This is a genomic window from Brevundimonas sp. AVps5, assembly GCF_058681515.1.
This window is the reverse complement of the sequence record NZ_CM178740.1, coordinates 2853342-2867528: the sequence shown is the minus strand read 5'-3', so window position 1 is coordinate 2867528 and position 14187 is coordinate 2853342. Positions and strand designations below refer to the sequence as shown.

Genomic DNA, 14187 nt, shown 5'->3' with positions numbered 1-14187 from the left:
ACGGGACGTCATGAACGCCCCCCTCTCCCATCCGCCGCAGACCGACGCGACCGCTTCTGATCAAGGCGCCGTCACGCCCTTCATGGCCCAGTATCTGGCAGCCAAGGCGTCGCAGCCGGATGCGGTGCTGTTTTTCCGGATGGGCGATTTCTACGAGCTGTTCTTCAGGGACGCGGAGCTGGTGGCGGCCGCCATCGGCCTGACCCTGACCAAACGGGGCAAGCATCTGGGTGAGGACATCGCCATGTGCGGCATGCCCCACCATGCGGCCGAGGGCTATATCGCACGGCTGATCCGCCAGGGCTTCCGGGTCGCCATCTGCGAACAGATGGAGGACCCGGCCGAGGCGAAGAAGCGCGGCTCCAAATCGATCGTCCGGCGCGACATCGTGCGGGTGGTGACGCCGGGCACCCTGACCGAGGATTCACTGCTGGATGCGCGGGGCGCCAACCGGCTGGCGGCCGTGGCCATCCGGCGCGGCCGGGCGGCGGTGGCAGTGATCGAGCTGTCGGCCGGGGCGGTGGACTGCGTCGCCTGCGACATCGCCGATCTGGGCGCGACCCTGGCGGCGTTCCGGCCGTCGGAGGTGCTGGTCACCGACAAACTCTATTCCGATCCCGAGCTGAAGGGCGCGCTGGACGGGTCGGGCGGGGTGGTCCAGGCCCTGGCCTCGGCCGTGGCTGAACCGGCGGCGGCCTCAGTGCGGGTCTCGCGCCTCTACGGCGTCGCCTCACTGGACGGGTTCGGGGCCTTCGAGGAGGCGGAGGTCTCGGCCCTGGGGCTCGTCGCCGCCTATCTGGAGACGACCCAGGCCGGCAAGGTCCCGGCCCTGTCGCCGCCGCGTCGGTCGGGACAGTCGGGCTTCCTCGCCATCGATCCGGCGACCCGGCTGAGCCTCGAGATCGACCGGACCCAGAGGGGCGAACGCGAGGGGTCTCTGCTGGCCTGCATCGACCGGACGGTGACCTCGGGCGGGGCCCGGGCCCTGGCCGAACGGATCGCCCGGCCGTTGAGAAATCCGGTCGAAATCAATCATGGACTCGATGCGGTCGAATGGCTGCTGGAGCGTCGCTCGCTGCGCCGCGACCTGCGCGACGGGCTGAAGGCGTCGGCGGATGTGGCCCGGGCCGTGTCGCGACTGGCGCTCGGACGCGGCGGGCCGCGCGACCTGGCCGCGATCCGGGCGGGACTGACCATCGCCGAGGCCCTGGCGGGGCTGTTCACAGTCTCACCCGACCCGCTGACCGGACCGCCGACGCGCATCGCCGCCTGTCTCGACCGGCTGACCCTGTCGCCTGATCTGGCGCGGCTGATGCTCGACCTCGCCGAGGGGCTGGCCGGGGAGCCGCCGCATCTGGCGCGCGACGGCGGCTTCGTGACGCCGGGGTTCCGGCCGGAACTCGATACGGTCAGGACCCTGCGCGACGACAGCCGCCGGGTGGTCGCCGATCTGGAGGCCCGCGCCGTGGCCGAAAGCGGCGTGCCGTTCAAGGTCCGGCACAATGCGGTGCTGGGCTATTTCCTCGAGACCACGGCGAAACACGCCGAGCCGTTGTTCCGGGCCGGTCCGGAAAACCCCTTCATCCACCGCCAGACCCTGGCGGCGCAGGTGCGGTTCACCACGGTCGAACTGTCGGAACTGGATGCAAAGATCAGCCAGGCCGGTCACCGGGCGCTCGCCATGGAGGGCGAGACGTTCGAGGTCTGGCGTCAGACGGTCCAGTCGCTGGCCATGCCCTTGCAGGCGGTGGCCGACGCCCTGGCCGAACTCGACGCCACCGCCGCCCTCGCCGAATGGGCGGAGGAGGTCGGGGCGGTCCGGCCGGTGGTGGACGATTCCAGGGTCTTCGCCGTCGAGGCCGGACGCCACCCGGTGGTTGAGGCGGCGGTGAAGCGGGCGGGTGATCCGTTCACGCCCAACGACTGCAGGCTGGACGGCGATGGCGTCGGTGGTGCACGCCTCAGCATCGTCACCGGGCCGAACATGGCCGGCAAGTCGACCTTCCTGCGCCAGAACGCGCTTCTGGTGGTACTGGCGCAAGGGTCTTGTTTCGTGCCGGCGAAGGCGATGCGGCTGGGCGTCGTCGACCGGCTGTTCAGCCGGGTCGGGGCCGGGGACGACCTGGCGCGGGGACGCTCCACCTTCATGATGGAGATGGTCGAGACGGCCGCCATCCTGACCCAGGCGACGCCGCAGAGCTTCATCGTTCTGGACGAGATCGGGCGCGGCACGGCGACCTATGATGGCCTGGCCATCGCCTGGGCCTGCGCCGAGGCCCTGCACGACGTGAACAGGGCCCGGACCCTGTTTGCGACCCACTATCACGAGCTGGCCCGGCTGGAGGAGCGGCTCGACCACGTCTGCAATCTCTCGATGCGGGCCAGGGAATGGAACGGCGAACTGGTCTTCCTGCACGAGGCGGCGCCGGGGGCGGCGGACCGCTCCTACGGCGTGCAGGTCGCGAAACTGGCGGGCGTACCGCCGGCCGTGGTCGCCCGCGCCCGCGCTGTTCTGGACCGCCTGGAGACGGAGAAGGCGGCGCACGGCCGGCTGGATGACCTGCCCCTGTTCGCCATGATGGAGCCTCCGACGCCGCCGGTGAAGTCGGTGCTGGACGAGGCAGTGGCCGCGCTCGACCCCGATGCGCTGACGCCGAGGGAGGCGCTGGAGGCGCTGTATCGGTTGAAGGGGCTGGCGAAGTGACGTTTGCTTCAGTCCTCCCCCCTTGGGGGAGGTGGCTCGAAGCGCAGCGTAGAGACGGAGGGGGCCCACCCCGGCCCATGGCCTATGCGGTCGGCCCCCTCCACCACTTCGTGGTCCCCCTCCCCCAAGGGGGGAGGATTTGATGTCATCCCCCCTCGACGCCCGCCTCGACGCCATCGTTTCCGGCCCGGGCGTCCGGCCCGCCGTCGCCGCGGTGCTGAAATCCCACTACGACGCGGTGCGCGAGAAGATCGCGACGAAACTGTCCAACGGCCTGCCCGGGGTAGAGGTGGCGCGGCTGTATTCAGGGGCGGCTGACGAACTGCTGACGGCCCTGTGGCGGTTCACGACCGAGACCCTCTATCCGTCGCACAATCCGACCGAGGCGGAGAAGCTCGCCCTGATCGCAGTCGGGGGCTACGGCCGGGGCGTGCTGGCACCCTTCTCCGATCTCGACCTCGTCTTCCTGCGGCCGTGGAAGACGACGGCGCGGACCGAGACGGTGGCGGAGTTCATGCTCTATGTCCTGTGGGACCTGGGCCTGAAGGTCGGGTCCTCGGCCCGGTCGGTGGACGAGGCCCTGTCGCTGGCCCGATCCGACATGACCATCCGCACGGCCCTGCTGGAAGCCCGTCCGCTCGCGGGCGACGAAAAGCTGACCGAGGACTTCCTCTGGCGCTTCCGGGGCATGGTCACCAACGCCGATCCGCGCCCGTTCATCGCCGCCAAGATGGAGGAGCGCGACAATCGCCATGCCAGGGCGGGCGCCGTGCGTTATCGCGTCGAGCCGAACATCAAGGACGGCAAGGGCGGGCTTCGCGACCTCAACACCCTGTTCTGGATCGCCCGGTCCCTGGCCCCGGAAAGCCCTCTGGGCGCGCGGGTTCTGGACGAGTTGCTGACGCCGCGCGAGCGACGGACCTTCGAGGAGGCGTTCGACTTTCTGTGGCGGGTCCGGGCGCATCTGCATCTGGCGGCGGGTCGGGCCGAGGAAAAGCTGACCTTCGACCTCCAGCCCGAGGTGGCGCGCCGCATGGGCTGGCGCGGCCGGGGCGACGAACCGGCGGTCGAGCGGTTCATGCGTCGGTATTTCCTCGTCGCGCGCGACGTCGGGGCCCTGACCCGGGCCATGAGTGCGACCCTGGAGGCCCGCCAGCAGAAGAAGACGATGAGCCTGTCGCGGCTGATTCCGGGGCGGAAGCGGAACCTCGGCGTGCCCGGCTTCATCGAGGACAGCGGCCGGCTTTCGGTCACGGGGCCGGAGGTGTTCGCCGAGGATCCGGTCAAGCTGCTGACCCTGTTCGTCTGCGCCGACCAGCACGATCTCGACGTCCATCCGCACGCCTTTTCGGCGGTGACGCGGTCGCTGGCACTGGTGACACCGAAGCTCAGGCGCGATCCGCAGGCGACGGCGGCCTTGCTGCATGTGCTGGCCCACGGACAGAGGCCCTATCGCGTCCTGACCATCATGAACGAGGCCGGGCTGCTGGGCCGGTTCCTGCCGGAGTGGGGCCGGATCGTCGGCCAGACCCAGTTCAACATGTATCACGCCTATACGGTCGACGAGCACACGCTCCAGGCCATCGGCATCCTCAACGACATCCAGCGCGGCAAGCTCAGGGACGACCATCCGCTGGCCACCGAGGTGATCCATCTGATCGCCGACCCGGAAGCCCTGATGCTGGCCATGCTGCTGCACGACGTCGGCAAGGGCGGGGAGCGGGGACAGCTGGAGGATGGCGCCATTTCCGCCCGGCGGGCCTGCGAGCGACTGGGCGTGGATCCCCGGCGGACCGAGATCGTGGTCTGGCTGGTGCGGCATCACCTGGCACTCAGCGACTACTCCCAGAAGCGGGACATCTCCGATCCGGCGACGGTTCAGGCCTTCGCCGAGATCGTCGGCGATCCCGAGCGGCTGCGGATGCTGCTGGTCCTGACCGTGGCCGATATCCGGGCCGTTGGGCCGGGGGTGTGGAACAGCTGGAAGGGCCAGCTGATGCGCAGTCTCTATGCCGCCGTAGAGGCCCTGTTCCGGGGCGAGGACATCCAGACCGTCGATCCCCTGGCCGAACACGCCGGCCTCGTCGCCCGGGCCCTGGAAGCCGGGGCGGCGGTGGAGGTCCGGACCTGCGTCGCGGGCCGGATTGAGGAGACGACCGAGATCGCGCTGGCGGCCCGCGACCGGCCCGGTCTGTTCGCGGACCTCGCGGCCGTCCTGGCGGCGGCCGGGGCCGATGTGACCGGAGCGCGGGTGGCGACGGCCGCCGACGGCACGGTGCTGGACGTCTTTCAGGTCCAGGACGGGGCCGACCAGCCCTTTGGCCAGGCCGAACCACGGCGGCTGAAATCCCTGATCGCGGCCCTGGAGGCGGCGGCGAGGGGCGAGACGCCCGTATCTCCGCCCGCCATGCCCCGGTCCTCGCCGCGCCGGGCCGTGTTCGACGTGCGCCCGGTGGTCATGATCGACAACGCGGCCTCGGCCGATGCCACGGTGATCGAGGTTTCGGGCGCCGACCGGCCGGGTCTGCTGGCCGAGCTGTCGCGCACCCTGTCGGACCACGATCTGTCGATCCGTTCGGCCCATGTCGCGGGCTTCGGCGAGCGGGCGGTCGACAGTTTCTATGTCACCGATCGCAGTGGCCGGAAGCTGAAGTCCGACGGCCTGCTGGACGAGGTCCATGCGGCGCTCGAGGCGGTTCTGGACCGCGCCCCCGCCGCCCCCGAGGGACGCCGGATCACCGCCGCCCGGGCCAGCGCGCGTGACGTCTCGGACCTGCGGCCGCGCAAGGCCGTTTCACCTATCCCGGAAGCGGGTTAAGCGACATTTCGCCGCGCGCCTGGGCACGGCAATCGAGGTTCGTCCGTGTCCAAGTCTGATCTTCCCGAACCGATCGAGCCCGCCGCCCCGATCGCGGGGGCCACAGCCACCGTCGAACCCCTGGTCCAGCCGCCGGCCTCCGCCACGACATCGGGGAAGGGCGGCGGCATGATGCGGTCGTCGGCGATCTTCAGCGGCATGACCCTGATCAGCCGGCTGGCGGGGTTCGCGCGGGACACGGTGATCACCGCCTATCTGGGTGCCTCGGTCGGGCCGGCGGCGGACGCCTATTACACGGCGCTGAACTTCCCCAACCTGTTCCGCCGCATCTTCGCCGAAGGGGCCTTCGCCGCCGCCTTCGTGCCGGCCTATGCCCGCACTCTGGAGACCGAAGGCCAGGAGGCGGCCGACCGCGTCGCCACGGACGCCCTGGCCGTCGTCGCCGCCATCACCGTGGCCCTGACCCTCGTCGCGCAGCTGACCATGCCCTGGATCATGACGGCGATGAACACCGGCTTCCTGGACGATCCCGTGCGGTTCAAGCTGGCGGTGGTCCTGACCCAGATCACCATGCCGTATCTGCCCTGTATGGCAGTGGCCGCCCTGCTCTCCGGGGTGCTGAACGCGCGGGGCCGGTTCATTGTCTCGGGTGCCTATCCGATCCTGCTGAACCTGATCATGCTCGCCGCCGTCGTCCCGGCGCAGGGCGGGCCGATCCAGGCCGCCTACGCCGCCAGCTGGGCGGTGGCCGTGGCGGGCGTGGCCCAGGCGGGCCTGTGCTGGTGGGCGGTGCGCAAGGCAGGGGCCAATGTTCGGCTTTCGATGCCCCGCCTTACCGGTCCCGTGAAGGCCATCATCATCACCGCTGTCCCCGCCGCGATCGGCAATTCGGCCACCCAGATCAACGTCTTCATCAGCCAGAATCTGTCCAGCTGGGTCGACGGCGGTCGCGCCTGGCTGTCGACAGCGGACCGACTCTATCAGCTGCCGCTCGGCCTGGTCGGCGTGGCCATCGGCATCGCCCTGTTGCCGCGCCTGTCGCGCGCTGTCGCGTCCGAGGACCGGGAGCAGCAACAGGCCTCGATGGACGAGGCCCTGACACTGTCCATGGCCCTGACCCTGCCCGCGGCGGCGGCCCTGATGGCCATGCCCTATTTCCTGATCGACGGCCTGTTCACACGCGGCGCCTTCCTGGACATAGACGCCCGCGCCACCGCCGGGATCCTGTTGCAATTCGGATGGGGCGTGCCCGCCTTCGTCCTGATCCGTATTCTGTCGCCGGCCTTCTTCGCCCGGCGCGACACACGCTCGCCGATGACCTTCGCCCTCGTGTCGGTGGCGGTGAACGCGGCCCTGGCCATCGGCCTGTTCAACCTCGGCATGGGGGTGGCGGGCATCGCGGCGGCCGTCAGCGCCTCGGCTTGGGTCAATGCCCTGTTGCTGGGCGCGCGGCTGTGGCGACGCGGGCATTACAGGCCCAGCGTGGCCGCGACCTCGCGCCTGCTCCGCATCCTGCTGGCCAGCGTCGGACTGGGCGCGGTCGTGGCCCTGGCCTCCTGGGCCCGACCCTGGATCGAGGCTCCGATCGGCGAGGCCCTGACCGGGCTCGGATCGGGCCATGGTGCCAAGGAGATCACGCTGCTTGTAGTCACGGCGCTGGGCGGCCTGACCTATGTGGCCCTCGCCTTCGTGACGCGGGCCGTGACAATGGCAGAGGTGAGGGGGCTGTTGAGGCGCCCGGCCAAGTAACGCCTTGCTCCGCGCGCGGCGGTCGGGCATTCGGCTTGCGCCATGACCGATGTCGTTTCTCCTCCCGCCTACACCGGCCCACGCCGCATTCTCAGCGGCATCCAGGCGTCCGGGGCCCTGCACCTGGGCAACTATCTGGGCGCGCTGAAGCGGTTCACGGCCCTGCAGGAGTCCGGCGCGCCCTGCTTCCTGTTCGTGGCCGACATGCATGCCATCACGGTGTGGCAGGACCCGGCCCTGCTGGCCGCCCAGACGCGCGAGATCGCGGCCGCCTATATCGCCTCGGGTCTCGATCCGGCGAAGTCGACCATCTTCCCCCAGTCGGCCGTGCGTGCCCATGCCGAACTGGCCTGGATCTTCAACTGCGTCGCCCGCCTCGGCTGGCTGGACCGGATGACCCAGTTCAAGGAGAAGTCGGGCAAGCACAAGGAACGGGCCTCGGTCGGCCTCTACACCTACCCCGTGCTCCAGGCGGCCGACATCCTGCTCTACAAGGCGACCGAGGTGCCGGTGGGCGAGGACCAGAAACAGCATCTGGAACTGACCCGCGACATCGCCGGCAAGTTCAACACCGACTTCAACGCGCCGGGCTATTTCCCCCTGCCCGAACCCCTGATCCAGGGACCGGCGACACGGGTCATGTCCCTGCGCGACGGCGCGGCCAAGATGTCGAAGTCCGATCCCTCTGACCAGTCGCGCATCAACCTGACCGACGACGCCGACACGATCGCGGCCAAGATCCGCAAGTCCAAGACCGACATGGGCGTCATGCCCGAGCCCGGCGAGAGCCTGGATGAACGGCCCGAGATCAGGAATCTGATCGCCATCTACGCCGCCCTGTCGGACCAGACGCGCGAACAGGTGACGGCCGCGTTCGCCGGCCAGGGTTTCGGCGCCTTCAAGCCCGCGCTGGCGGATCTGGCCGTCTCGTCCCTGGCTCCGGTCACGGCTGAGATGCGCCGCCTGATGGACGACCCGGCCGAGATCGACCGTGTCCTCAAGGACGGGGCCGAGCGCGCCGCCGCGATCGCCGATCCGGTGATCGCCGAGGTCAAGCAAATCGTGGGCTTCTGGCGGGCTTGACCTCGGCGGGTTTCGGTCCCGGCGTCGTCGGCGGGGCTGACGCGAAATCGCCGCCGCGCTAAGACGTCGCCATGACCCATCCGCTGGACCGTGCCGTGTGGAACGCCCTGACGACCCGGTTGTCGGGTTTCGTCACGTCCGACAGTGACGCCCGGGCCGTGCGGATCGATCCGGAGGTCGGGATCTTCGTCTCGGGTGCCGATGCAGAACCGGAGACGCTGAAGGCCATCGCGGACCTGGCCTTGCGCCACCCGGGTGCCGGCATCGTCGAGCGGACCGGCGGGCCGATGGCCGAACTCGACCTGCCGGGTGTCGAGGTCGTCGGCCGCCTTCCCCTGGTCCAGATGGTCTGTCAGGCCCTGACCCCGGGCGGGCCGGACCTGACCTATGAGATCCTGACCGAGGCCGATGCGCCGGAGATGCTGGCGCTGGCGACCCTGACCAGGCCGGGCCCGTTCCGGTCGAAGACGCGACGCCTCGGGCCTTTCATCGGGGTCCGGCATGAGGGGCGGCTGGTGGCCATGGCGGGGCGTCGTTTGCGGCTCGACGGCTTCACCGAACTCAGCGGCGTCTGCACCCATCCGGATCATCGAGGCCGAGGCCTTGCGGCGGGCCTGTCACGGGCGGTGGCGGGCGAGATCCTGGCGTCCGGCGAGGGGGTCTTCCTGCATGCCTTCGCCGAACACGATGCGACCATCACCCTCTATCGCGCCCTGGGCTTCGAGGTCCGGGCACCGATGACCTATACGATCCTCAAATAACGGGAGACCGGCATGAGCGAGCACGTCGCGACCATCGAATGGAGCCGGGGCGATCAGCCCTTCACGGACAAGCGCTATTCCCGCGCTCACGACTGGACCTTCGACGGCGGGGCGGTGGTGCGCGGATCCTCGGCGCCGTCGAGCGTGCGCATCCCCTTCTCCGACCCGGCGGCGGTCGATCCCGAGGAGGCTCTGGTGGCCTCCCTGTCCAGCTGTCACATGCTGTGGTTCCTCGACTTCGCGGCTCGCGCCGGGCTGGTCGTGGACCGGTATGTCGATCGGGCCTCGGGCCTCCTGGGCCATGACGGCACCGGGCGAAGATATATGAGCGAGGTGACCCTGCGGCCCGTCACGGCCTTCGTCGGCCGCCAGCCGGATCAGGCCGAACTGGACCACCTGCACCATGAGGCGCACGAGAATTGCGACATGGCCAACTCGGTCAGGGCCACGGTCCGGGTCAAAGCCTCGCTCGGCTAACCCGGCGGACCGCCAGCGTGTCCATCAGGCGGCGGCGTGAACCGGGCGCGGCGCGACGGCGACGTCGTCCAGCAGGGCGCGGAAGCGGCGGATCGCCTCGCCGGTCAGTTCGGCGTCGTACTTCATCGGCGGGGCCGTCATCGGCTCGTCGAAACTATGGGTGCCCGGCGCGATCCAGGTCTCGACCTCGGTGCCGCAGTTGCGGACCATGTCGTGGACCCGTTCGGCGTTGCGAACCGTGGTCAGGTGGTCCCTTTGCGAGATGACGGCCAGCGTCTTCGGGCAATGCCGCCAGGGCCGCATCCGGTTCAGGGCCGCCACCCCGACATAGGGATAGGCAAGGTAGGTCGCCTTGACGCCGGACAGGTCGGCGGTCTCCGCGTCAATCACGCCCAGTGCCTTCGCCGGGTACGGATCGCAGCTCATCGCCTCCATGATGCCCCAGCCGCCGTGGCTCCAGCCGGCCAGGGCGATCCGGGTCGCGTCCACGTCGGGCCGGGCCGAGACGCCCTGGATCGAGGCCACGACGTCGCCGCCCCGCTCCCAGCCGCGCAGCAGAAGTCCGGTGCAGACCGTGGCCATGGCGAACTGGCGCGACCAGCCGCGCGGGGCGAAACTGTCGACGATCACCGCGCGCCAGCCGGCCTCTTTCGCGGCTGCGGCATACATGGGCAGGTGACCGCGAAGACCGCCGCAGCCGTGGAACAGCAGGACCGTGGGGCGCGGCCGGTCGTCGTCGGGACCGACGACGGTGGTGAAGGGTTCAAGTTTCGACCAGCGGTCAGACAGGGTGTCCATGGCGAGACCATATGCCGTCCCCTATCCCGTTGGGAGAGGGCTTGAGCCTCGGGGAGCGTAGCGATCGGCCAGGCGAAAGGGTGAGGGCCGTGCGTCGCCGGTGAGATCCGATCCTCATCCGTCTCGCTTCGCGAGCCACCTTCTCCCACCGGGAGAAGGAAGGCCGTCTAGTGCCGGAAAACCCGCACGCCCGTAAACGCCATGGCGATGTTCTGCTCGTCGGCGGCGGCGATGACTTCCGCGTCGCGCATCGAGCCGCCCGGCTGGATCACCGAGGTGGCGCCGGCCGCCACGGCTTCCAGCAGACCGTCGGCGAAGGGGAAGAAGGCTTCCGAGGCGCAGGCCGAACCCTCGGCCAGGGAGTGGGCCAGGCCCTTGGCCTCTCCGGCCTCGCGGGCGCGGATGGCGGCGATGCGAGCGCTGTCGCGGCGGTTCATCTGGCCGGCGCCGATGCCGGCGGTCTGGCCGTCCTTCGCATAGACGATGGCGTTGGACTTGACGTGCTTGGCTACGGTGAAGGCGAACAGCATGTCCTCGATCTCCTGCGGCGTGGGCTGGCGGCGGGTGACGATCTTCAGGTCCGAAGGCTTGATCAGGCTGCGGTCGCGCGACTGGACGAGGAAGCCGCCGGCGACCGAGCGGAAGACTTCGCCCGGGCCATGCGGGTCGGGCAGGCCGTCGGTGATGAGCAGGCGCAGATTCTTCTTGGCCGCGAAGACAGCCCTGGCCTCGTCGTCGGCGCCGGGGGCGATGACGACCTCGGTGAAGATTTCAGTGATGGCGCGGGCGTCGGCCCCGTTCAGCGGGCGGTTGACGGCGATGACGCCGCCGAAGGCCGAGACGGCGTCGCACTCCAGCGCGCGGGCATAGGCCTCGCCAAGGTCCCTGCCGACGGCGACGCCGCAGGGGTTGGCGTGTTTGACGATGACGCAGGCCGGGCTCTCGAACTCGGCGGCCAGTTCATAGGCGGCGTCGGCGTCGGCGATGTTGTTGTAGCCCAGTTCCTTGCCCTGGATCTGGGTCGCATGGGCGACGCCGGGGCGGACCTCTCCGGTGCGGTAGAAGGCGCCCGTCTGGTGCGGGTTCTCGCCGTAGCGCAGCGTCTGGGCCAGGGCGCCGGCGATGGATTTGCGGGCCGGGGCGGCGTCTTCGAGCTGGCCGGCGAACCAGCCGGAGACGGCGGCGTCATAGGCGGCGGTGCGGGCGAAGGCGCGGGCGGCGAGGTGCTTGCGCAGGGCCAGCGAGGTCGAACCTGAGGCCTTCAGCGCCCCGACGATCAGGCCGATGGAGACCCCGTCAACGGCGACGGCGACATAGCCGTGGTTCTTCGACCCCGAACGGATCATGGCCGGGCCGCCGATGTCGATGTTCTCGATCACCGCGTCGAAACCGGCTCCAGAATCAACAGTTGATTCAAACGGATAGAGGTCGATCCAGACGATATCGATCGGGCCGATGCCGTGTTCGTCCATGGCCGCCCTGTGCTCGGCCGCGTCGCGCACGCCCAGCAGGCCGCCGTGAACGACGGGGTGCAGGGTCTTGACCCGGCCGTCCATCATCTCGGGGAAGCCGGTCAGGTCGGCGACGTCCTTCACCGGCAGGCCGAACCCGGCGATGGCGGCACGGGTGCCGCCGGTCGAGACCAGTTCGACCCCGGCCTCGTGCATCGCGCGCGCGGCGTCCTCAAGCCCGGTCTTGTCCGAGAGCGAGATCAGGGCGCGGACGGGCTTCACCGCGTCAGGGGCGGGCGGAAAGTCGGGTGCGGCGGGCATGAGGTGAATCCGGGGGAGGGGGGAGGATGCGCGCGCGTCTAGCACCACAGGGCGCCGGGGTCACCTGACGACGGGTCGGGTACGGACGGAAGTCAGACCCGGATGTCGAGCAACTGGCCGAGACGGGGCAGGCGGGGGGATTCCGGCTCGCCTGGCTGTGCGGTCGGGGTCGTTTGCGCGGCCTGCGGGCGAGCCTGGGTCGCCTGGACCTCGTTGAGCGCGGCGCGGAAGAAGGCCGCCTGCGCGGCTTTCGCCTGTGCGGATGGGCCCGCCGGGGTCGTGGCGGGCAGGGACTGGGGGATGTCCGGTCGTATCGCGCTCATGCCGACAGGGTTAACGAATCCTGTCGAGAAAAGGTTAACGTCTTTGTTGAGAGCTACCGCTCGCGACGCGGTGGCTCGCTGCTTGAGCCCAGTCCTGGTGGGCTATCGCTCCACGCGCGGCGTCTCGCTGCCTGAGCCCGTCAGTTCGCGGCGTCGCGGCGGGCCCGGGCGTCTTCCAGCGTGGTGGCGGTCGGCAGGGGGCGCAGCGGCGCGTCCAGGGCCGAGGTCAGGCGCTCGACGTCCTCATCGGTGAGCAGGGGGCCGGAGGACTTGGCGACGATCCGGCCCATGGCGTCGACGGCGAAGCTCTCGGGGACGCCGGAGACGCCGAGGTCGAGACCGGCGCGACCCTCGCGGTCGACCAGGACCATGGCGAAGGGATCGCCCAGTTCGTCGAGGAAGGCCTGGGTCGCCTCGGGCTCGTCCTTGTAGGCGACGCCGACGACCGCGATCCCCTGGGCCTTCAGGGCCAGCAGTTGCGGGTGCTCGAGACGGCACGGCGCGCACCAGCTGGCGAAGACATTGACGATCATCGGCCTGCCGACGCCGGCAGTGCGGATGTCGACGTTCCGGGGTCCGGCGACGCCGTCCTGAAGGATGGGCAGGACGGTCTCGGGCGCGATCTGGCCGACCAGGGCGTCCGGTTTGAACTGGGGATCCCGCTTCAGCGACCAGCCGATGAACAGGGCCGCGAGCGCGACGAGCACCACCAGAGGAATGATTGTCAGCCACCGGCTCATTTTTGCTGGCCTGCCGCGTCTTGCGCGACCTGGGGCCCGGCTTCGCCGTTGTCCTCGAGCCGCTTCAGCTCGGCCTTCCACTGGCGTGACGCCGCGACGGCGCGGATGACGACGGTGCCGAGCACAAGGGCGCTCACGCCCCAGGCGGGCCAGACGAAGGCCGCATAGGGGCTCATGTCGAAATCGAGCATCTCAGGCCTCCAGCGCCAGTCGCGCGCGCAGGGTCTGGACCCGGCGGCGGGTGATCTCGGTGCGGATCGAGGTCAGCCAGACGGCCAGAAACAGGGTGCCGTAGGCCGCCATCATGGTCAGCAGCGGGGCAAGGAAGACGGGATCGAGGCTCGATCCGCCGGCGCGCAGCAGGGAGGCCGGCTGGTGCAGGGTGTTCCACCAGTCGACCGAGAACTTCACGATCGGCAGGTTGATCAGGCCGACGAGGCCCAGGACGGCGGCGGCCCGCGCGGCCTTCTGCTCATCGTCGATGGAGGCCCTGAGCGCCATATAGCCGAGATAGAAGAGGAACAGGACCAGCACGCTGGTCAGGCGCGCGTCCCAGACCCACCAGGTCCCCCACATCGGCTGGCCCCACAGGGAGCCGGTGATCAGGGCCAGGGCCGTGAAGGCCGCGCCGGGCAGGGCGGCGGCGCGGGCGGCAGCGTCGGCCAGCGGATGGCGGAAGACGAGGGCGAAGAAGCTTGAAACGCCGAGTGCCGCATAGGCCGACAGGCCCAGGGTCGAGGCCGGCACATGCACGAACATGATCCGCACCGTGTCGCCCTGCTGATAGTCGCCGGGTGCCGTGAAGCTGAGCCAGGTCCCGACAGCCAGCAGCACGGCCGCGATCGCCCACAGCACCGGCGTCAGCGGTCGGGTGAAACTCATGAAACGGGCGGGATTGGCGAGGCCGAACATCGTCCGCGCGATTACGCGGCACGGCGGGTTGGAGCAAGCGCACGCGTCGT

12 protein-coding genes are annotated in these 14187 nt (G+C 69.9%); 6 read left to right on the top strand and 6 right to left on the bottom strand.

Annotation, left to right across the window (positions count from 1 at the left end; all coding sequences use genetic code 11):
* Positions 1-10 precede the first annotated feature (10 nt).
* From mutS to ACW18A_RS14480, 6 genes are all read left to right on the top strand, one after another.
* On the top strand, positions 11-2704 hold the full coding sequence (gene mutS, locus ACW18A_RS14505; RefSeq protein WP_492022413.1) for a DNA mismatch repair protein MutS: 2694 nt from the start codon (positions 11-13) through the stop codon (positions 2702-2704).
* A gap of 142 nt (positions 2705-2846) precedes the next feature.
* Positions 2847-5522, top strand: a complete 2676-nt coding sequence (gene glnD / locus ACW18A_RS14500; protein ID WP_492022412.1) for a [protein-PII] uridylyltransferase — start codon at positions 2847-2849, stop codon at positions 5520-5522.
* A 168-nt stretch (positions 5523-5690) separates the two neighbouring features.
* Positions 5691-7271, top strand: a complete 1581-nt coding sequence (gene murJ / locus ACW18A_RS14495) for a murein biosynthesis integral membrane protein MurJ (protein WP_492024404.1) — start codon at positions 5691-5693, stop codon at positions 7269-7271.
* A gap of 42 nt (positions 7272-7313) precedes the next feature.
* A complete protein-coding gene (gene trpS, locus ACW18A_RS14490; protein WP_492022411.1) occupies positions 7314-8354 on the top strand; it encodes a tryptophan--tRNA ligase in 1041 nt (346 codons plus the stop codon).
* 71 nt (positions 8355-8425) lie between these two features.
* Positions 8426-9115, top strand: coding sequence for a GNAT family N-acetyltransferase (locus ACW18A_RS14485; protein ID WP_492022410.1), 690 nt, complete (start codon positions 8426-8428; stop codon positions 9113-9115).
* Between the two features lie 12 nt (positions 9116-9127).
* A complete protein-coding gene (locus tag ACW18A_RS14480; protein WP_492022409.1) occupies positions 9128-9592 on the top strand; it encodes an OsmC family protein in 465 nt (154 codons plus the stop codon).
* 24 nt (positions 9593-9616) lie between these two features.
* Here the strand turns inward: ACW18A_RS14480 and ACW18A_RS14475 are convergent, their stop codons facing one another.
* The 6 genes from ACW18A_RS14475 to ACW18A_RS14450 form a co-directional block, all read right to left on the bottom strand.
* Entirely contained in the window at positions 9617-10390 is a 774-nt protein-coding gene (locus ACW18A_RS14475) for a dienelactone hydrolase family protein (protein WP_492022408.1), read from the bottom strand.
* A gap of 167 nt (positions 10391-10557) precedes the next feature.
* On the bottom strand, positions 10558-12162 hold the full coding sequence (gene purH, locus ACW18A_RS14470; RefSeq protein ID WP_492022407.1) for a bifunctional phosphoribosylaminoimidazolecarboxamide formyltransferase/IMP cyclohydrolase: 1605 nt from the start codon (positions 12160-12162) through the stop codon (positions 10558-10560).
* Between the two features lie 92 nt (positions 12163-12254).
* Positions 12255-12485: a hypothetical protein gene (locus ACW18A_RS14465; protein WP_492022406.1), complete on the bottom strand. Its 231-nt coding sequence runs from the start codon at positions 12483-12485 to the stop codon at positions 12255-12257.
* A gap of 140 nt (positions 12486-12625) precedes the next feature.
* A complete protein-coding gene (locus ACW18A_RS14460; protein WP_492022405.1) occupies positions 12626-13225 on the bottom strand; it encodes a DsbE family thiol:disulfide interchange protein in 600 nt (199 codons plus the stop codon).
* Positions 13222-13416 (bottom strand): heme exporter protein CcmD, encoded by a 195-nt coding sequence (gene ccmD / locus ACW18A_RS14455; RefSeq protein WP_492022404.1) that lies wholly within the window; start codon positions 13414-13416, stop codon positions 13222-13224. The genes ACW18A_RS14460 and ccmD overlap by 4 nt, the downstream gene beginning before the upstream one ends.
* Before the next feature lies 1 nt (position 13417).
* The gene (locus ACW18A_RS14450; protein ID WP_492022403.1) at positions 13418-14137 is read right to left on the bottom strand and encodes a heme ABC transporter permease; all 720 of its coding nucleotides are present in this window, start codon (positions 14135-14137) and stop codon (positions 13418-13420) included.
* Positions 14138-14187 lie beyond the last annotated feature (50 nt).

Coding starts and splice junctions, on each gene's coding strand:
- mutS (WP_492022413.1), top strand. CDS start 11: ATGAACGCCCCCCTCTCCCATCCGCCGCAGACCGACGCGACCGCTTCT.
- glnD (WP_492022412.1), top strand. CDS start 2,847: ATGTCATCCCCCCTCGACGCCCGCCTCGACGCCATCGTTTCCGGCCCG.
- murJ (WP_492024404.1), top strand. CDS start 5,691: ATGATGCGGTCGTCGGCGATCTTCAGCGGCATGACCCTGATCAGCCGG.
- trpS (WP_492022411.1), top strand. CDS start 7,314: ATGACCGATGTCGTTTCTCCTCCCGCCTACACCGGCCCACGCCGCATT.
- ACW18A_RS14485 (WP_492022410.1), top strand. CDS start 8,426: ATGACCCATCCGCTGGACCGTGCCGTGTGGAACGCCCTGACGACCCGG.
- ACW18A_RS14480 (WP_492022409.1), top strand. CDS start 9,128: ATGAGCGAGCACGTCGCGACCATCGAATGGAGCCGGGGCGATCAGCCC.
- ACW18A_RS14475 (WP_492022408.1), bottom strand. CDS start 10,390: ATGGACACCCTGTCTGACCGCTGGTCGAAACTTGAACCCTTCACCACC.
- purH (WP_492022407.1), bottom strand. CDS start 12,162: ATGCCCGCCGCACCCGACTTTCCGCCCGCCCCTGACGCGGTGAAGCCC.
- ACW18A_RS14465 (WP_492022406.1), bottom strand. CDS start 12,485: ATGAGCGCGATACGACCGGACATCCCCCAGTCCCTGCCCGCCACGACC.
- ACW18A_RS14460 (WP_492022405.1), bottom strand. CDS start 13,225: ATGAGCCGGTGGCTGACAATCATTCCTCTGGTGGTGCTCGTCGCGCTC.
- ccmD (WP_492022404.1), bottom strand. CDS start 13,416: ATGCTCGATTTCGACATGAGCCCCTATGCGGCCTTCGTCTGGCCCGCC.
- ACW18A_RS14450 (WP_492022403.1), bottom strand. CDS start 14,137: ATGTTCGGCCTCGCCAATCCCGCCCGTTTCATGAGTTTCACCCGACCG.